Source organism: Gardnerella massiliensis (genome assembly GCF_003408845.1).
GTDB classification, from domain to species: domain Bacteria; phylum Actinomycetota; class Actinomycetes; order Actinomycetales; family Bifidobacteriaceae; genus Bifidobacterium; species Bifidobacterium vaginale_H.
In genome coordinates, this window is sequence record NZ_LRTV01000001.1 from 734,057 (window position 1) to 753,796 (window position 19,740).

The 19,740-nt window shown below is 48.3% G+C and carries 15 protein-coding genes and 1 tRNA gene; 2 read left to right on the forward strand and 14 right to left on the reverse strand.

Annotated elements, in window-relative coordinates; translation table 11 throughout:
- The 3 genes from AXE77_RS06805 to AXE77_RS02780 form a co-directional block, all read right to left on the reverse strand.
- The coding region (locus AXE77_RS06805) for a ribose-phosphate pyrophosphokinase-like domain-containing protein (RefSeq protein WP_240612625.1) at positions 1 to 304 on the reverse strand (304 nt) is incomplete at its 3' end.
- A gap of 235 nt (positions 305 to 539) precedes the next feature.
- On the reverse strand, positions 540 to 1,550 hold the full coding sequence (locus tag AXE77_RS02775; protein WP_116711998.1) for a ribokinase: 1,011 nt from the start codon (positions 1,548 to 1,550) through the stop codon (positions 540 to 542).
- 58 nt (positions 1,551 to 1,608) lie between these two features.
- Positions 1,609 to 2,754 (reverse strand): DMT family transporter, encoded by a 1,146-nt coding sequence (locus AXE77_RS02780; RefSeq protein ID WP_240612626.1) that lies wholly within the window; start codon positions 2,752 to 2,754, stop codon positions 1,609 to 1,611.
- 221 nt (positions 2,755 to 2,975) lie between these two features.
- Between AXE77_RS02780 and rfbB the strand changes: the two genes are divergently transcribed.
- Positions 2,976 to 4,058 carry a dTDP-glucose 4,6-dehydratase gene (gene rfbB / locus AXE77_RS02785; protein WP_116711999.1) on the forward strand — a complete coding sequence of 361 codons (1,083 nt, stop codon included), beginning with the start codon at positions 2,976 to 2,978 and terminating at the stop codon, positions 4,056 to 4,058.
- 585 nt (positions 4,059 to 4,643) lie between these two features.
- Here rfbB and AXE77_RS02790 read toward each other — a convergent pair.
- The 11 genes from AXE77_RS02790 to AXE77_RS02840 all read right to left on the reverse strand — a co-directional run bounded on the left by AXE77_RS02790 (position 4,644) and on the right by AXE77_RS02840 (position 19,180).
- Positions 4,644 to 4,728, reverse strand: a tRNA-Ser gene (locus tag AXE77_RS02790).
- 436 nt (positions 4,729 to 5,164) lie between these two features.
- The gene (glf, locus tag AXE77_RS02795) at positions 5,165 to 6,397 is read right to left on the reverse strand and encodes a UDP-galactopyranose mutase (RefSeq protein ID WP_116712000.1); all 1,233 of its coding nucleotides are present in this window, start codon (positions 6,395 to 6,397) and stop codon (positions 5,165 to 5,167) included.
- 78 nt (positions 6,398 to 6,475) lie between these two features.
- Positions 6,476 to 7,441, reverse strand: coding sequence for a glycosyltransferase family 2 protein (locus AXE77_RS02800; protein ID WP_165846033.1), 966 nt, complete (start codon positions 7,439 to 7,441; stop codon positions 6,476 to 6,478).
- Complete coding sequence (locus AXE77_RS02805) at positions 7,441 to 9,204, reverse strand: glycosyltransferase (RefSeq protein WP_116712002.1); 1,764 nt, start codon at positions 9,202 to 9,204, stop codon at positions 7,441 to 7,443. Before AXE77_RS02805 ends, AXE77_RS02800 begins: the two co-directional genes overlap by 1 nt.
- Positions 9,205 to 9,305: 101 nt before the next feature.
- A complete protein-coding gene (locus AXE77_RS02810) occupies positions 9,306 to 10,571 on the reverse strand; it encodes an ABC transporter ATP-binding protein (protein WP_116712003.1) in 1,266 nt (421 codons plus the stop codon).
- Entirely contained in the window at positions 10,571 to 11,416 is an 846-nt protein-coding gene (locus tag AXE77_RS02815; RefSeq protein WP_116712004.1) for an ABC transporter permease, read from the reverse strand. Before AXE77_RS02815 ends, AXE77_RS02810 begins: the two co-directional genes overlap by 1 nt.
- Positions 11,417 to 11,439: 23 nt before the next feature.
- On the reverse strand, positions 11,440 to 12,678 hold the full coding sequence (locus AXE77_RS02820) for an acyltransferase family protein (protein WP_116712005.1): 1,239 nt from the start codon (positions 12,676 to 12,678) through the stop codon (positions 11,440 to 11,442).
- Between the two features lie 82 nt (positions 12,679 to 12,760).
- Positions 12,761 to 15,076 carry a hypothetical protein gene (locus AXE77_RS02825; protein ID WP_116712006.1) on the reverse strand — a complete coding sequence of 772 codons (2,316 nt, stop codon included), beginning with the start codon at positions 15,074 to 15,076 and terminating at the stop codon, positions 12,761 to 12,763.
- An 84-nt stretch (positions 15,077 to 15,160) separates the two neighbouring features.
- Positions 15,161 to 16,315, reverse strand: coding sequence for a LicD family protein (locus AXE77_RS02830; protein ID WP_116712007.1), 1,155 nt, complete (start codon positions 16,313 to 16,315; stop codon positions 15,161 to 15,163).
- A 99-nt stretch (positions 16,316 to 16,414) separates the two neighbouring features.
- Positions 16,415 to 17,353 carry a DMT family transporter gene (locus AXE77_RS02835; RefSeq protein ID WP_116712008.1) on the reverse strand — a complete coding sequence of 313 codons (939 nt, stop codon included), beginning with the start codon at positions 17,351 to 17,353 and terminating at the stop codon, positions 16,415 to 16,417.
- 3 nt (positions 17,354 to 17,356) lie between these two features.
- A complete protein-coding gene (locus AXE77_RS02840) occupies positions 17,357 to 19,180 on the reverse strand; it encodes a phosphotransferase (protein ID WP_116712009.1) in 1,824 nt (607 codons plus the stop codon).
- Between the two features lie 231 nt (positions 19,181 to 19,411).
- Between AXE77_RS02840 and AXE77_RS06810 the strand changes: the two genes are divergently transcribed.
- Positions 19,412 to 19,740: glycosyltransferase family 2 protein (locus AXE77_RS06810; protein ID WP_240612627.1), on the forward strand; the 329-nt coding region annotated here is incomplete at its 3' end.

Sequence of the window (19,740 nt, forward strand, 5' to 3'; positions counted from 1 at the left end):
CGAAGAACGGCGCCACCACGTTAATACTGCGGGCAGAAGCGCGGCGCAAGGAATCAACCATAAGCAGCTGTTCCATAATCCAATTGTTAATAGGATTCGTATGCGCTTGAAGCACAAAAACATCCGATCCGCGAACCGGCTGCGTAAAACGCACGTACATTTCGCCATTCGCAAAGTCGTAGGCAGTTGTCTCAAGCACGTCAATACCAAGGTATTGCGCAGTTTCTTTGGCAAGTTCCGGATACGCACGACCCGTAACCAGCATCATCTGCTTTTTTGAATCGCCTTCAAGAATTACTGACATAATTGCCTTCCCGCTTGCAAATTGCATGTACAGTGACAGAGTCGTTTTCTATTTTAGCAGTTGCCGCGCCAGAGAAGACACAGCGGTGATTTACGCAAAAGTTTCGCAAATAATTGCGCAAATAATTACGCAAAAGTTACGTAAAAAAGTTGCGCAAGCAATTACTTAAGCAAGCAAATTACTTACGCAATACTTAAGAAATTACTTACGCAAACAAATTATTTACGCAAACAAATTATTTAGCGAAATACGCGCGAATTTCGTCAACAGTTCCGTAAGAAGCCTGCGCACCAAAGCGAGTCGCAGCGTAAGCAGAAACGTAGGATGCGAGCGCAGCAGCGTCCGGAAGCGACATTGAGGCAGCCAAGCCAGCCAAAACCGTGCCCATAAACGCGTCTCCGCAACCCGTAGTATCAACCGCTTTAACGCGCTGAGGAGCGATACGACAAACCGAATCCTCCTCGGCATACTGCAAAACTACGGAACCGTCGCCGCCAAGCGTCACCACCGCTTCATCGAAACCAAAGTCGTGCATAACTTCAGCCGCGTGATTCCAATCAAAACCTTCCCAATTGCCATCTTCCGGCTCGTCAATATGAAGCAACTGCGCCATCTCATGCTCGTTCACAAGCAAAATATCGGCAGCCTCAATCAACTCCGCAGGCAAAGTGTCCACAAACGGAGAATTATTAAGCAAAACCTTTACGCCAGCCGCGTGAGCCATCTTTGCCGCAGCCGTAACCGTTTCCATCGGGCTTTCTAAGCAAAGCCCCAGCACGCGCGCACTCGTCAAAGCGCTTTTAACAGACTCAATATAAGGAACCGTAACGTGCGCGTTAGAACCAGGCGCGTAAACAATCGTATTTTCGCCGCCCTGAGCGTCAACCGTAATAACCGTGGCACCACTAGGAATATTGTCAACGTGCAAAATATGAGTGGTGTCGACACCGGCACTGTTCAAGGAATTAAGCAAGAAGTCAGCATTTTGGTCGCTGCCGAGAGCGCCAAACATGCGCACGTGCGCGCCAATTTTTGCGGCAGAAACGGCCTGATTGCCGGACTTTCCACCTGGGAGCACTTTAAGCTCACTGCCGTTTACTGTTTCGCCAGGCTTTGGGAGGCGGTCCGCCACAATCGTGTAATCAGCGTTCATTGAGCCGACCACCGCAATCACGGACTTGGCGCAATCGGCAGCCTTCACATTTTCCAATACATCCAACGAGTTCAAAGTATCGTGGTAGCGCATCAAAATTCCTTTCTTTGTTTAGTTTTTATTTTATAACTTAAGCAAGTCGTAACTTAAGTCAGTCGGCGCGTTTGCAAAGCAGGATCATCATAACGAAAATCAGCCCGAAGCCAACGAAATCTGCCCACGAAAAAACGGCACCCGTAAACAGCACTGCCGTAACAGCCGCAGTAACCGGCTCACTCGCACCAAGAAGCGTACCTCGCACGGAACCGACGCGCATAATACCCTCAAGAAACAGCCAGTACGCGCCAAAAGTGCCGGCAACAATCGTAAAAGTAAACAGCAAAAGCGCGCGCCAATCAAGCGGCGGCAAAGTTGCCCAAGGCCGCACGAACGGCAGCATAATCAACCCCGAAATAATAAAAGTGATGCCGTTTACCGTAAGATTTCCCCATTTTGCAATCAACTTTACCGGCATAATAGCGAGCGCCGCCGTAGAAGCCGCATCCGCAAGGCCCCAAAGCAAGCCCATAATCGGCAGCGAAAGTGAGGAGAAATTGCCGCCCGTCGCCATTAAAGCAGTGCCAAGAAACGCTAGAATAACGCCGATAGTTTCGCGTTTGGTCGGGGTGCGACGCGTGCGCAAGCACACATAAACCAGCACAAAAAGAAGGTTCAGACTTTGCAGCACCGTGGCAGTGCCGGAATTAGTCCAGTCGATTGTACACAAATACGAAACTTGCGTAAGCAGTACGCAAACTATGCCGGTAACTGCCATCGAAAGCCATGTGCGACCGGATTTGACCGCTCCCGTAATCTTTTGCGGCGTGCAGGCTGCGGCGGTAATGCTGAACAATATGCCGGCGGCGATTTGACGCACGCACGCTATTTGCAACGGGGAGACGTGGTACGTTGACATCAGTATTTTCGATACGGTTGCGTTGGCGCCCCAGAACGCACCACCCAGAAGGGTTAGAACAATTCCAACGAAAATTGCGTTTGTGGAATGATTAAGAGCGGGATTAGGGTGATTCGGAGTATCGGCAATCGCTTGTGCGGCGGATTTTGACGTGTCAAAAGTTGTGGAACCGGTTGCGTGCGTTTCTTGCGTTTCCTGCGCTACATTCGATACTTTCGCTACTTGCGTTTCCTGCTCCCCACGCGTCTCATACGCTACCGAAGATTCCTTCGTTTGCAAATCCTCATTTCGTTTAGGCGAATCCGCTACGCAACTATTGCGATGCCACGTAAACATTGACATTGTCAGACTCACCTCGTATCCCCTAAGCAACCAACCATGCAGCAATTATTGCACATCTACTCAACCAATACTATTACAAATAAAAGCAATCAATGCTATCACAAACAAAAGCAACAACGAAATATACTGCTTAAATATTTTCTATACAATCAAATAGCAATCAGACAACAATCAAACAACAATCAAATAACAATCAAATAACAAAAATATATAATGAACGTATGAGTACGAAATGCGATATATTTACACCTTTTCACATACTTGTAACTGGCGGCGCCGGATTTATTGGATCTAATTTTGTGCATTACGTAGCGAAATATCATCCGGAAGTTGCAGTTACGGTACTGGACTCGCTTACTTACGCCGGCAATATGGCGAATTTGTATGAATTGCCGCAAGATTTTGTAAGTAGCCGCTACGCTTTTATTCGTGGGGATATTCGAGACGCAAATTTGGTGGACCAACTACTCAATCCCCATACTCAGCACAAAACTGCTGCAGAAAAGTCAATGCCAGCAATCGACGCAATCGTAAATTTTGCTGCGGAATCGCACAACGACAACGCAATCGAATGTTCAGATCCGTTTGTAAACACAAATATTTTAGGTACGCACGTACTAATTAATTTCGCGCGAAAATATGACATTCGTTTCCACCAAGTAAGTACTGACGAAGTTTACGGAGACTTGCCTATTGATAGCGCGTGCAGATTTGACGAGACGAGTCCGTATCGTCCGTCTAGTCCGTATTCTGCAAGCAAAGCTGCGGGAGATCACCTCGTACGCGCTTGGAGCAGGACTTACGGATTGCGCGCAACTATTTCTTGCAGTGGCAATAATTACGGTCCGCGCCAGCATATTGAGAAGTTTATTCCGCGGCAGATTACCAATATTATGTGCAATATGTCAGCAAAGTTGTACGGCAAGGGAGATTCGATACGCAATTGGATTCACGTTGAAGATAATTGCGACGCAATATGGCGCGTGCTGACGCGTGGAACAATCTGTGAAACATATAATATTGGGACGCAGTGCGAGATGAGTAATCGTGACGTATTGCGAATGTTGCTGCCTATGATGGGCGTTCCGGAAACGAACGTAGTGCACGTACAGCCACGACCGGGAGAAGATCGCAAGTACTCACTTAATAGTATGAAAATTCGTACGCAACTTGAATGGGAGCCGCAACATATTAATTTCCAACAGGGATTGCAGGAAACTATTGCGTGGTACGCGTCTCATGCTGATTTGTGGCGGCCTATTAAAGCGCAAGTTGAGCAGCATTACGCGGCGTTGGGGCATTAGGCGTTATTAACGCAGATTGCGTACTGCGTTAGGGTCTGATTTTGCCTATCTTCAGACACTGGTGCAGTACACTTTCTGCACCCGTGTCCCATTTTGGTGGTTTAGAGACACTCACGCAGATTGCGTACTGCGTTAGGGTCTGATTTTGCCTATCTTCAGACACTGGTGCAGTACACTTTCTGCACCCGTGTCCCATTTTGGCGGTTTAGAGACACTCGCGCAGATTGCATACTGCATCCATGTCCCATTCTGCCAGTTTTCAGACACTCGCGCAGATTGCGTACTGCGGGAGTAACGCTCACTTACGAAACTCGCGTTGGAAGTCCCCCGGACTTCCAACCTAAGCGAGTTTCCGCTCCGAGTTGCTTTCGCGCGCTAAATCGCAGCGCTCAAGCAGGTCGTCGCGCCCAGTGCTTTCAACCTTGAGCAAGCTCGGCGCTCCGAGTTGCTTTCGCGCGCTAAATCGCAGCGTTCAAGCAGGTCGTCGCGCAAAATCGGATTAAGGGTAAGCGGCAAAACGTTGATATTTCAAGGGTTTTCGGCATGAAAAAAGGGCTTCTAGCGATTGGCTAGAAACCCTAGGCGCGGAGAATACGAGATTCGAACTCGTGAGGCTGTTACACCAACACGCTTTCCAAGCGTGCGCCATAGACCACTAGGCGAATTCTCCAAACTGTTTGCCCAGCAACTAAATGCTCGCTAAGCAGACAACTTAAATAGAGTACCACAAATCACGGATATTGCAAACTCGCGCGCGCCGACGCTACAAACGCCAGAAAATCCCCCGGCAAATGTTCCATAATTACGCAAATTCAGCAACATTTTCCGGAGAAAAAACTCCCGCAAATGTTCCAAATCACTAAACCGACATTTCCTTTACAGCCGTGTAAAGGAAAAATCGGAATCAAGCCAAAAAGCGATTAAAACTTTACGCGAGCGTAAAAGAAATGTCGGAATCTTGCCAAAAAGCGACAAAAACTTTACGCGAGCGTAAAGAAAAAGTCGCTTTTGAGGAAATCACGCACTATCTACTAAAGCAGCAAAGTAAGTAGCAGCATCCTACTAAAGCAGCACAGTAAGCAGCCTGTTTAAGTAAAGCAAGCATCCTACTTAAGCAGCGGCGCCACCTGCGATTCGTAAGCGCGCAAAGCCATATCGATTACGTTGTGCATGTCGTAGTAGCTGTAAGTGCCAAGCCTGCCACCGAAAACAGTGCGCGGCTCGGCCGCAGCCAGCTCAGCGTAGCGCGCGTACAAAGCCTTATCCGCCTCGGTATTCACCGGATAATACGGCTCATCCTCGCGGGTGGCGGCGCGCGAATACTCCTGCCACACCACAGTCTCCCCAGCTTTCACAGTCTTTCCCGGCACAAAATCAGCCGCGCCAGCCTCGCCAGCAACGCCCTCAACTTCGCCGCGCTCCGGGTTAAAGTTCTTAAACTCAATAGCGCGCGTAAACGGCACATCCGCATCCGAATAGTTCATCACCGGGCAACCAAAGTGGTCGCTCTCCTCGTAACGCACTTCCTTAAAGTCCACGGTCCTCCACTTCAACTCGCCGAGCGCATAGTCAAAGTAGCGATCAACCGGCCCCGTGTACACCACCGGCACCCCAGCCTCCGCCAGCGCGCGCTTATTAAACGGCTGCGACTCGTCGAAGAAGTCCACCCCAAGCGAAACGTGAATACGCGGGTCATCAATCATGCGCTGCATCCAAGCGGTGTATCCGTCCGTCGGCAACCCTTCCCACGTATCCTTGAAGTAGCGGTTGTTGTAGTTGAATCGCACTGGCAGGCGCTTAATAATTCCGGCCGGCAGCTGCGAAGGGTCGGTTTGCCATTGCTTTGCCGTGTAGTTTTTAATAAACGCTTCGTACAAAGGCCGCCCAATTAAGCTAATTCCCTTATCGTTCAAATTTTCAGGATCTTTACCAGCCAACTCCCCCGCTTGGCTTGCAATCAGCGCCTTTGCTTCTTCCGGCGTGTAGTGCGCGTGGAAGAATTGGTTGATTGTGCCGAGGTTGATTGGCAACGGGTACACTTCGCCGTCGTGCGTTGCGTATACGCGGTGCACGTAGTTAGTGAACGACGTAAAACGGTTTACGTAATCCCACACGCGCTTGTTGCTGGTGTGGAAAAGGTGCGCACCGTACTTGTGGATTTCGATTCCCGTGCGTTCGTCAAAATACGAGTAAGCGTTGCCGCCAATATGGTCTCGCACGTCAATAATTTCAACGCTTGCGCCCGCGCGTTCCGCCGCCTGCTGCGCTACGGTTAAGCCGAATAATCCGGCACCCACCACTACTAAATCCGGGTAATTTGTTGATTTGTTGTCGCTCATTTTTGCCCCTATCAGTTACGTTTTACAGTTACGCTATACAGTTACCTTTTACTTCTGCGGAAAATCTACCGCGGAAAATTACCTCGGAAAATCTACTTTCGGATTAAATCGTATAGCTTTCAGCATTTGGCAGATCATTTTGCGACGCAACTTGCGCGCCACACGCCCGCGCCGCATTTGTCGAATCACGTTTGCGCAGAACAGCAAGTATTTCGCCTTGCCTTCGTGATGCAAACGGTACGACGCTTGGTTGCGCACGCCGTAAGCAAATTTCCACGCGTTTTTTTCGTCAATCATCGTAAAGTTTACGCCTTTGTTCGCGCCCATATCGTGCACGATTACGCTGTCAAGCACCTGCACTCCCGGGCACACGCGCGTAATTCGCAACGTATATTCCGCGTCGTCGAACCAAATAAAGTATTCTTTAAACGGCAACCCGTACTTTTCAAGCACCCACCTTGGTACGAGCACCGACACGAACGAGCAGGAAGTTACCATTACCAGGTTTTCAAAGCCGCGAGCAATAAGCCTTCCCCAATCCCAGGTTGGCACGGGGTTGTTCATTTCGCAAATCGATCCGTCCACGAACTTCACCATTGAGCAAGCGTACGGCACGTCCGGACCAAGCTCTCCAACCGCAGTATTAAAGCCCTCAAGTAATTTTTCCAAAGCATTCGGTTGCGGATATCCGTCGTCGTCGAAAATCCAAACGAAGTCGGCACCTAGTTCGTAACCTTTGCGCATGCCAGCACTAAATCCGCCTGCGCCGCCCACGTTTTTCGGAAGCGTCACCACGGTAAGTTGCATGTGTTGAGCCGCCGTGGAGTTACTAAAGTCGCGCGCGTACGTTTCTAAATATTTGTCGGTTCCGTCGGTTGATGCGTTGTTGACGATTATCAGCTGATCGGGTACGCGTGTTTGCGCTTCGATTGACGCGAGTACCGTTTTGAGTTTTTCGAGCCGATTGAATGTGACGACTACGGCCGCTACGTTCACTTGGTTGCCGGCTGCGTCGCGTTGTTGCGTTTCGTTCGCGTCGAACATTACTTGCTCCATTCTTCAAATAATCGGATAAATAGCGCGTCGGCCGACTCGAGTTTGGCGAAGTCGTTGAGTTGCTTGGTTTCTTCTTTCCACAGTTGCGCGCGCGACGTTTCGTTTTCGCTTAATGTCGCTACAGCTTTTACGGTTGCGCGCACGAACGATGATGTCATGCGCGGTAGAAGTGCTTGCTTAGGAATAATGGTTCGCTGCGAACCAACGTCCGTCGATAATACTGGAACTCCGCTTGCGAGCGCTTCTAAAGTTGTGAGGGTTATTCCTTCGTTTACTGAGCTGATAAGTAGCAAATCGGCGTCGTTGTAGGTTTGTTGCGCCGGGATGGTCATTGAGCGTCGTTCGATAATATCGCGTAATCCGTAGCGAGATATGAGTTCCGTTACGAAGGTGTCGAGTTCGCCGTCGCCGTGGAGGATGAAGTGGAAGCGGCCGGGGTATCGTTTGTTAAGCGCTCGTGCTGCAAGTACGAAGGCTTCTGGGCGCTTTTGGCGGGCCATGCGCCCCACAAACGCTACGGTGAAGATGCCGCTGTTGCGCCGCGCGGCTACCGATTGCTGCTGTTTGCTTGTGGTGAGTCCGATGAGTGGCGCGTCGATGATTTTGTCGGCGGCGATGCTGTGAATGTCGTGGAGCCAGTGCACTAGTTGCGGCGATATGACGTGGTGCAGGTCGATCCATTGGTCGTGCGTTACTGCTTCGTGCGGGTAGCCGCCGCGGTTGATGTATTCAACGATGTGCAACGAGTCGATGATGTGGGTTTGTGGGAAGTAGCGTTTTACCCACCAAATGTGGTCGTAGAGCCACTGGCAGTGATGTATAGCAATACCTCGAATATCAAACTGTTCGAACAGCGAGCGCAACAGCGGCACGTCTGCCCAACATTCTTGTACTGGAGGTGTGAGTGGCAGCACGAGCGCGTCGTCGCAGAAGTCTTTGGTAATCCACGGCTGGTGTCCGTCGCGGTCGGTGATGATTATTGGCAGGAGTCCGGCTTTTTTGGCGAGTCGTATGGTTTCTACTGCCCAGCGTTCGGCGCCGCCCGCTTGTAGCCAGTGTAGGCCGATAATTATCGCTTTTGGCAGCGCGTCACCTAACGTTTCGTTTGGAAGCGCATTACCGCTTCGTCTGCTCGGCGGCACACATTCCAGATTGTTTGGCGCCAATTCCAGATTGTTTGGCATACCGTGACTGCGTTCGCCGCTTGTGGCAACGTTTTCGAAGAATGCTTTGTTCCACGGATGGTACGCCACAGTTGGCTTGTACGATGCAGCTTCTCTCCGCTTCCTTATGGCTTCACGCAGTATGTCGAAGGAGGAAGGCGCGTGAAGTTCCAGTTCTTTGTACAAGCGCTGTTTAGGAGTATCAGACGCCCAGTGTGACATTACGTCGTCGTCGGTGGCATCGTCCGGGGTGAGCATGAGGTAGCGCGTGCCGTCGTCCGGTATGCGTTTTCCTTCGTTCCAAAATTCCGTCGGATACGGTGAGTTTGTTGCTACGGTTGATTGTGCAGTAAAAGTTGCGCAGGGTTGTAAACCGGCATTTTTGGTGCAGAATCCGTTGAATACGGAGAAGTCAGCAAGCCGCGGGTATTGCCACTTTTCGCCCATGTATATTTGGTAGCGCAAAGTGCGTCCTGGTTGCATAAGCGAGTGGTAGTTTATAGCTCCGATAATAAGCCTGCGTTGGCGTTCGCTTACCGACGCTATGTATTGTTCGCCGTCAGTGTCTACATGAAAAAATGTTATCATCACATACCTTTGTGTAGCTTTATTTGGTGGTATAAAGCTGATAATCCACTTATATTAACTTTTATATCAAGCGCGTTAACATTGCGCGTTAACATTGCGCATCAGCATTGCGAATGTTGCACGCAACGTATGGTCATGGCAGTGTCGTTGAGTAGCGCGTACTCGCGATTTGTGCTGTCTCGTACGGCGAACAGGCATGAGTTGTTATCGTTGGTGAACGCAATCATGTCGGTGTCGTCTGGATCCGTCGCGCTCCTTGTGCGCAAGGAGGCTACGAGCTTAAATTCGCCATTGTTGAGGATAGTAAGCGGCATTTCAAATTCGACGCGCTGCTTGCCTTCACCTTCAAGTTCTATGGTGTCTCCGCCGGTATCGTAGGCGATACCGCCACGTTTTACGTCGTGCATGGCTACGGCGATAAAGTATTTGCCCGGTTCGTTGAATTCGTATTCTACGGCGAAACGGAATTTTTCGCTGCAGTTGAGTAGCTGCTTTGAAACTGGCACGATTCGCATATAAGGCACGCGTTTGTTAAGTCCGATTGGGTATTCGTTAGTTTTGCCACTTGCTTGCACGTCAGTTTTGTTGGCTAAGTTTTCTAGCGTGTAGCGGTTGGCTACGTCGTTTTTATCTCCGTTAACTATAACTTCGCCGTCTTTAATAAGCACGGCTTTGTTGCAGTAGCGTTTGACGGCGTTCATATCGTGCGTGACGAGGATAACGGTTTTGTTTGCGTCTTTTTTAACTTTTGCAAAATACGCGTCACACTTGCGTTGGAAGGCTTCGTCGCCTACTGCGAGCACTTCGTCGAGTACGAGGATGTCTCCTTGGGCTTGGATTGCTACGGAAAAAGCTAAGCGCACTTGCATGCCGGAAGAATAGTTTTTCAGTTTTTGATCCATAAATTCTTCAAGTTCTGCAAATTGCACAATATCGTCATACATGTTTTCGATTTGTGCGCGCGTAAAACCGAGTAGTGCTCCGTTTAAGAATACGTTTTCGCGACCGGTTAGTTCTGGGTTGAAGCCTACGCCAAGCTCAATGAATGGCACGAGTTTTCCGTTGACGCGTATGCGTCCGGAGTCTGGTACGTAGATTCCAGAGATGAGTTTAAGCAGGGTTGATTTGCCGCTTCCGTTGCGTCCTACGATGCCGAAGAAGTCGCCTTTGCGTACTTCAAAGTTGATATCGCGCAGAACGTGCTGTTCTTTGTAGCCTTTGATACCACGCGTCCAATTAATAAACGCTTGTTTCAAACCACTTGCTTGCTCGGTTGGTAGCTTAAAGTATTTGCCTACGTGTTCTACTGAGAGTACGACTGGTTGCAACTCTTCTTTTTCAGTATTCGCTAACTCAATCTCGCTCATTACATCACCTCAGCAAACTTACGATTGCACTTGCGGAACACTGCGACGCCGAGCACGCACAAGATTACGGTTAATATTACTGGGACCATCATCAGCAAAGGAGATCCTACTAAATTCCACACGGTAGGCTGAGTAAGAGGTGCTACGAGATTGTGCCGCATGTCTTGAATACACTGCGCAATAGGGTTGAGTAGTTGAACTTTGGCAATAAGCGTGCCCCATTTTCCGAGGGAATGGTTGCCTATCACCATACTCAGTGGGTAAATGATTGGCATTGCGTAAAACAGCACTTGTTGCGCCACGTCCCACAAGTGTGCAATGTCGCGAAAATACACGTACATAGTTGCCAGCAGCAGCGTTACACCTAATGCTAATGCGTAAAGTTGTATGCAATTCAACGGAACTAAGAGCACCCACCACGTAAATTTCACGCCTGAGCATATTGCAAAAATGATTACTACCACCAGATTGATTGCGAAACTAATTAACGCTCCAACGGTTGCTGAAACCACCACAATATAGTTAGGAAAATGGATTTTACGAAGCAGGTCACCGCGATCTACCACCGCGCGTAAGCCAATCGACGTTGCCTCGCCAAAAAACTGCCAGGCGCTGATGCCGAGCAGCAGCACCACTGGGTAAGTTGGGGTACCATCCGACATTCTTAAAAACTTTGCGAACACTGCATACATTACGCAAAACAGCATGAGCGGTCGCAAAACCGACCACGCAACTCCCAGGAAAGACCCTTGGTAGCGCAGTTTGAAATCAGTTTTCACCAGCTCTTTAAGAACCACCCACGAATAGTGGTAGCGCGCACGCAACTTATCTACCATGTTTTTCACAAAATATATAGTTTATCAGTTACTTACTCCATTTTGGATTGCGAATCAGTTTTATACACAGAACATACGCAATTGGCGACATGCTCCAACGTTAGCGCAATTCGGTTGGAAAGTGGTTTGATGGCGAGATCTATTACGACTGCCACAACTGAAAGTACTGCGTACGTACAAATTAAAGTAATTGCGTAAAGTAGCACGATGAGTGCGCTTGAGGAAGTTGCAGGAAGCATCCACGCTACGAACGTCCACAACGCTACGAAAATAAACATGTGCTCGTGAAGAAGGTACACTCCGAAAGTTGCTTTGGAAACGCGTAAAATTACGGTTCTCGCTAGCCCTTGGATTCTCGCCATATTTATTCGGTGTACGAGAATGAAAATGCACATTGCAATAATCATTGGCAGTATTCCGATGCCACCGTGGACCTGCTGATCCCACGTAAGAACTCGCACAAACTTATTCCCGGACGAAGCAACATAATCAAAAGCGAGCATAAGAACGGTAGATAGTGCTACGCACGCACAAAGTCGTTTCGTAGTAAGTTTTTTTATACCGCTACCGTATTGCGCAATAAAAGCTCCGGCTAAATATCCGAAAATTGCGTAAATAATATCGTTCCAAGTATAATTTTTGCCAAAATATAGCGGTATAAGTGAGATTGACGCAAGAAGTACCAGCAGCATAGCATGATCGCGCTGAGTCATGTGACTTATAAGAATGTTGATAAAAGGCATGAACATGAGCATGATTAAGTACGCGCTCATAAACCAGTAGCTTCGGTAGGTAAATGGCGTCACATTCCACAACAGCGTGTAGACAAGTTCTTTTCCGTGAAGTAAGTTGCTCAAATTTTCCGGAAGTAAGCCAAAGCAGTCTGCTACGAAGGTTACTGCCAGCACGATAATGCAGTAGAAGAACATTTGCGCCCACGCTGCAAAAACGCGTCGGTAGCGGAAGGTTTTGCGACATAAAAAGTAGCCGGAAATAATAAAGAAGATTGATACACCAACTTGACCGTATTGTACGACTAAGAATTTAAGCGCTGAACGCAAGCCTGGAGCCGGCAAAAGTTCCATATTGAAACTGTGCGCGCGAATGTTTAAATGTATGATCATGTGGCAGGCCACGATCATAAGCATTGCAATAATTCGCAAGACTTCAACCTGCAGGTCTTTTTGCAAGCCTTTGCTTGATTGTAATACCGCTTGAGCTTGTGCAGAAGACGCTACTTCTTGCGCTGGTTGTTTCTGTTCTACTACCATATTTTCTTCTTCAAAATTTTCTTATTCAAATTATTTGAATTGTAATTTACTAATAGTAACCAAATTGCAACTGATTCGTCTGTTACGTAAGTGGCGAGAACCAGGATTCGATACTTCTGTATACGCTCGGCCTAGTGCCTTGAAGGTCTGAGTATCGTCCGTTGGCAAGGAGGTTTAAGGAACACAAGCCCACGCTGGAAATCACCAGGATAATCAGAACTTTGTGCATTAATTTAAGGTTGGCTTTAGAAGGCGACTCCTCGTCTGTTTCGTTGACGCAACCAGAAGGAACGTCAACCATGTGTACGCAAGACGAGACTTTGTCTACAAGACTTGCAATCACCATAATTGCGCACAACGCTAGCAGCCAGCCGAAATCACTAAAGTACCTGCTGGAAATTCCTACTACTTCCGCGTCTAATACCATAAGCAGTATCGACAACGTTAAGCCGAGAGTAAAGAATCCAGCAAGCTGCTTTTTGCGTAATTGTTGCTTTACTAACGGGTACAGTACTACGGCTGCGCACACAGGAGAGTAAGCGAGTAGGCCGCCAAAGAATGGCTCCATAATGATTTGCCCGTGGAACATTGATGGCAGCACGGATTGTTCCATAAACGGAAAAACTGGCGTAATAGTAATCGGCTGGAACAGGTACATCCATACTCCCCATGGGATTCGCGCCCAAGAGTAGGAACGGTGAACCATGTCAAAACCGGTTAGATTGTAGGTTGCGCCGAAATCGAGTGGCGAACCGAAACGCGCGTAATTGTACCAGCAGGCGGCTAAGCCTATGAGAATCATTGGTGCGATTACACATACCGTATTGATTACGCTGCTTCGTTTGAAGGCAAAAAATAGACGGTACTTTACGATTTCTTCCTTAAAAATTACGAAAGCAAACAGTGACGCCAGAATAAATTGCGGCCTACACCCTAGGTTTAGTGCAATACATACTGCTCCCAGAATGAGTAGTGACTTTCGTAAGTACGGGGCTTCAGAAAGAGTATCTTGAGTAGTTCGCGCTTGTAGCCACAATCCCAGTCCTAAGCAGGTGAAACACAATGATGAGAGCATAGGAAGCGAGTAGATTTGTGGCAGATACGCCTGAATTAATACTCCGCTTGACATGAGCATGATGAGATGCGACAGCACGAGGAAGCCGAAGGATCGCTTTGGGAAGAAGCGTCGAAGTAATTGCACCATAAGATACAGTGAAGCAATTGCGAAAGCGACTGCAAAGAAGGCGACGGCGTAATCTGTGCGCAAATCGTGACCAGTAAGTACTTTGAACGGCACAAAAAGTAACAGTGCCGGAAGTGCGCCGAAGTAAGTAAAGTAGTGGCTTCCGTGGAACGCGTAGTCCCAGTAAGTTGGTTGACCAGTTTTTATCGACATGGCGTAACGCGCGCCTGCGTCGTAAGGGTTGCTCATATTCGGCAACCAATCAGGAACCGGCAGATCCAAGTACAGGTGACCTTTGAGCAGGCTGTTGGCGAGGTGATTGTACTGGTTGGCGTCACATATAAAACCGCCGTTATTACACACACCCGCCGTAAACATGTGTTGAGTACCAGTGACTTTCGTTACTCCAATAAGTATTGCGCACTGCACCAGCACTAACGCAACAAGCCACAACTGCTGCTTACGCACACGCAAATCAAGCGCTTCTTTGTAAATGCGCGAACGAGGAGCCAACACGTATATCGCATAAGCAATAAGCAACAACATCACGACGCGAACAAGCGAAATATGCAATGGCCTACGCTGATTCAACGCAAGGTTAGCAATTGTAAAAGAATCACCTTTCTGAAGCTTCGTACTCAAACGCAAGCCCGCAACTTTATCAACCGCATGCACACGCACATACTTCGTATCGTTCACATTCGACGTAACAGGCTGAGACGCAACTTGAATATAAGAAGCACTGTTGCCACCATCCAACACATACACAGCAATATCGAGTGTGCGAGTTTGAGGCGAGCGCGTATCGACGTAAATATTGTTTATTTGAGAAGGCTGAGCGTAATGCAATTGTATGTATTGATCGTTTTTGCCGGTAACTGTGTACACGTCGCCGTGACGAATTAAACCGGCACCGGTTGAAACGCTCTGAACAGGAGTTGGATTGAATCCTGCCGATTCGATTGCCGGAAAGTTGAACCATACAAGTTCCAGCAGAAGCACAATAATAAGCGGCATAATTAGCGATATGCGTCGTAAAGCGGAACGTGTAGCGCGAGCGCAATCGCAACCGCACCGTAGCGCACTGCTTATTGCACCACTTATTGTGCTACTTATTGCACCATTTACAGCACTACCCGCCATCGCTACGTTTCTTTCTGCCGTTACCCTATTTGCAGCAGTCGCATTACCGTTACTATTGCTCGTATCGCCCATATACACACCTGTTAATTCTTTCGTACTATTGCCGTTCTTAGCGTTACTGTTCTTAACGTTACTGTTTTGTAGCGTTACGTAATTTCACTCAAGCCTTCTGCAACCGAGAGCATACGGATTCGAACGAATATCCTGCTCGATTACGTCGTCAGTATGACTGCTATGCAACGATTCACAGTCGACATGACGGAAGTGCGTAATAATATCCGACGGCAGCTGATAAATATCACCATACACACGTTCCAAAATATTTTCCGACAACTGCGGTATAGCAACAGAAAAATCTTCAAAAGTTGCCATTTTTACTGGAAAAATTTCGCTACATTGCGCAAGGTACAAATTCTCAGCATCAACATTATCCAAACCGTACACCACGTTGCGCGCGCAAGACTTACTCACCACAAGCCCCTGGCTTACAGCCTTCTTTTGGAAACTCTGAAAAATCTGCTCAATCGACGCAGTGTATTCGCCGCCCTGCTCAACGTAACCGCGGTCAAGCCACGCGTTGAAAAAAGTCTGCGAACGCAACTCTTGCTGCAAATCCTTACGCAAAGACACAAAACTCTGACGCTGTTCAGGCGTCAAATCAGGCACGTAATCGTAGAAGAAAATATCCAAAAAACAAGGATTACTATTATTCGCGTAACGTAACCGCAACTGACGGCAGCACACGTACGGATCGTACACGAGCACCGCACGGTAGCGCGCGCGCAACGCGGCATCCTCGCGCAACATCGTTAGCAGCTTATCAATATCCTCTCGCATCATACCCAAGTCAACATCGTCATCCCAAGGAATAAACCCACGATGACGCACGCAACCGAGCAGCGTACCAAAATCAGCCCAATACTGAAGATTATGCTGCTGCGCAATCTGCGCAAACTCGCTCAGCAGCGACGCGCAACCACGTTGTATAACGCGCATAGAACCTGTAGCTTTCGGCAAACTAAGGAAGAAACGCTTATGCGCATCCACGCTACTTTCGCCATCTTTCCTATAGTTTGACCAAGCCATAATCGAAGACTGCTCGCGATTCGTCAAAATCTCCGTGCGCAACGACTTCTCAACGTTACGCTGCTCAACTTCAAGATGAGCACAGCGAGCGTCGACACATTCTTGCAATCGAGAAATTTGCGTTTGAATAGCGCTCAGCTGCTCTCGCACTTCCACAATAGAACGTTTTGACGAAGGGAGTCTGCCTATTATCCAACTCACTATGCGACGTAACGGCGAAACCATAAGTTACTACTCCCCCATTGTCTGAGAACATATTTGCTATAGCGTACTGCTATAGACTGTTGCCACAATGCAATACAGGTTTATCATACTCCGTTGCAATTATTTTTCGGAAGCAACCACTACCGTCCCCGCAATTATCACCACGCAACAAACCCACGCAATAAGCGGCGGAATTGTTTGAGAAAGTAACGCCGCTGCAATCATGCTCCACACCGCGTACGTAATATTTCCAGCCATAGCGCGAGTTGCACCAACCTGAGCAATACCACGGTAGTAGCACAAGTAGGAAGCAGTACCAAGTAACGCTATAAATATAGTTAACGCAATAAAGCCAGCTGATTGCATAATCTTTACGCTAAAAACCGGCAGAATCGTACACAACGGCACAATGAGCAAGGCGTACGACAGTGCGGAAACAGTTTCGCGCACGTGCAGCATCACTTCGTCGTCCACGCTTTGCTTTCTGGTAGCCCACGCGCAAGCAACGGCTTCACTTCCCCAACCGATAACGCTGAAAATAGCCGCAATCAAACCTAAGACCAGACTGCCCACAGAGGAGACAGTTGCGGTTGAAGATTCCGCGCAAGAACAGTAGCCGAGCACTCCTACCGCAATAAGCGTTACAGCAAAAGCACAGTATTTCAACGCACTTAAACGTTCGCGCAACACAATAGAAGAAAGTACTATGCCAAAAGCCGGATACAGCGCAGAAATCGCAGCAGCGTAACCGGCACCAATATTGCTTGCCGCAATAGCGTAACCGGTCATACCGATTGGGCCTCCAAGAAGCGAACTCAACACAATAGGCACAATCAATTTTTTACGCTTGCAAAGAGCAACAGTTTCGCACAACTTTGAACGACAAGCCATATAAATCCACAATATTACAGCACACACAACGTCGTGAACACAAGCGCCCACAACGCCCACATACCATACTGCAGAAGGTGTTAAGCCATGAACAGATAACGCAACCAGTACCGCAAGCAAAGCAGTGTCGACTCCCCAAAAAAGGCCGCTTATTAAGGAATATTTCATAAATCACACCTTTTCTACAGAGCCTGCAAATCCGGCACCATATTTGCTCGAAGCGCGGTCGACATAACGTTTCGCATAACGGTAATACAAATAACGACAGTCGCCTACCGGCTCCCCCTCAGCCTCTTTTACCAGCGACCACAAATACCAACACCACCCAGCAAAACCAACGTACGCCATGCAATGACGACGCTCAGCACAAGTAGGATTGCGCTCAAAATACTCCGCTAGGACCGCGTCAAACTCCTGCTCATTAAGCGCGTCAGACACGCACAACGTACCCAAATCCTGCGCATAATCCGACATCCCCGCATACTCCCAATCGATCAGATGGTAGCGTCCAGCAACATCCACAAGCACATTCGCACCCAATATATCGTTGTGAGCCAAGCAAATTTTTTGGCAAGCATCTTTACTCACGCACTCATGCAAGCAATCAACCTTATGAAGCAAAGCGTCAGCACCCTCAGGCAACGCCACACGGCGAGCGCACAAATCGCGCAAATAACGCTGAGATTCCTCATAAAAATCGAACCGTCTGCTCACCGTAGCGCCACTGTTGTGAAGCTTACGAACTAGACGCATACCTTCGCGCAAATCGCAAGAATCGTGAAAATCAGCAGTACGGCAGTCTTTCAAAAAATGCGAAATTTTCCAACCGCACTTCGGATCATCCGCAACAAGCGTACCATCCAAACCAAGGCGCTGCGCCGCACGCAAAGCCTCATCCTCAGCCTGGCGATTCACCAACACATCCGTACCAACCCCCGGATGACGGTACACATACTCGTTGTCGCCAACCGCAAAATGGCAAGAAAGATTCGTCAAACCATTTTTCAACGGGTAAACGTCGCGAATATCCGACTTTTTGCAACCAAGCACCTTAACAATGCGGTCAAAAACTTCACTGTCAACATTTTCCAAAAACAGCGGATCAAACTCACGAAGCTCATCCAACGAATCAAACTCGTGAATAATCGGCGGATCGTAGCGGCGCATGCGCATATCAAGCTCGTCTAAATGCTCAATCAAAATGTCTTCCCACAACTTGCCAGCAGTCTGCGGCAAATCATATTCCGCACGCAAAATTCGCACAAACTTAGCCGAAAATTCGCTGTCAAAATACACGTGACCAATCATGTACCACGCATCACTGCCACCAATAGTTACCGAAGTAATGCGATCGTGCGCACCCACACTCATACACCACTCTTTAGTGCGGCCCTGCTGATATTGCGCGGAATAGTACGCCTTCCACACGTATGATTCAAAAGGATTTTCGTCGAAATAATTGTCGGAAGAACAAATATACGTGTTACTTAAAAGGTGGGCAACAGCCATGATTGAACTGTTGTTGTTGCGCTCGCGATATTCCTTATTTGGCACGATTTTTACGCAAAAATCGCCTTTAGTAAACTTGTCTTCCAAATAGAAGAAACGTTCCTGCTTGTAGCCAACAACCACGCTAATATCTTTAATTCCCACCTCTTGCAATTGGCGAATTTGACGCTCAATAAGCACCTCCCCACGCACGGTAATAAGACCTTTGGGAAGCTCGTACGAAATCGGGGAAAAGCGGGAGGAAAGGCCGGCCGCCATGATTACCGCATTGTGGACGCGATGCGGCTCGAGTGCGGTAAGACCGTCTTTAGTAACCGTTGCGTCGGCAACAAGGCCTTTATTTTTTGCGTTGCGCAGCGTTGCGTTTACGGAGCCGAGCGAAAGGTGCGTACTGTCGGCAAGCGCACGTTGGGAGGCTTGCGGTTGGCGCAGCAAGGCGGTAAGTATTGCAAATTCATTATGAGTGAGCGGGGAAATTGGTGACATGGCGACGATCCAAACTCAAACACGGGTGTTCAAAGGGTGTTCAAAAATAATTAATATTATTCTAATTTGAACACTGTACTTTTGTGAAGTTTAAAGAAATCACCAATCCACCATAAGAAATCACCAATCCACAATAATGAGTAAAATAACAATGATTGCGCACGGCAAAACAATAGCTACACTACCTACACAAAATCGCGCGCGCCATTTACACATACGAAGGGATATATTATGACTTCCGTCGCAGTATTGCTGCCCTGCTACAACGAAGCGATCACCATTGGAAAAGTTGTGCGCGACTTCAAAACTGCACTGCCGGAAGCAACAGTATACGTGTACGACAATAATTCCACCGACGAAACCGCAAGCATTGCCACCCAAGCCGGCGCAATAGTGCGCAAAGAACCAAGACAAGGCAAAGGCAATGTAATTCGCGCCATGTTCCAAGACATCGACGCGGACGTGTATATCATGGCCGACGGCGACGATACCTACCCGGCAGAAGCGGCACCTGAAATGGTGGCAAAAATCGTAGAAGGCTACGATATGGTAATCGGCGA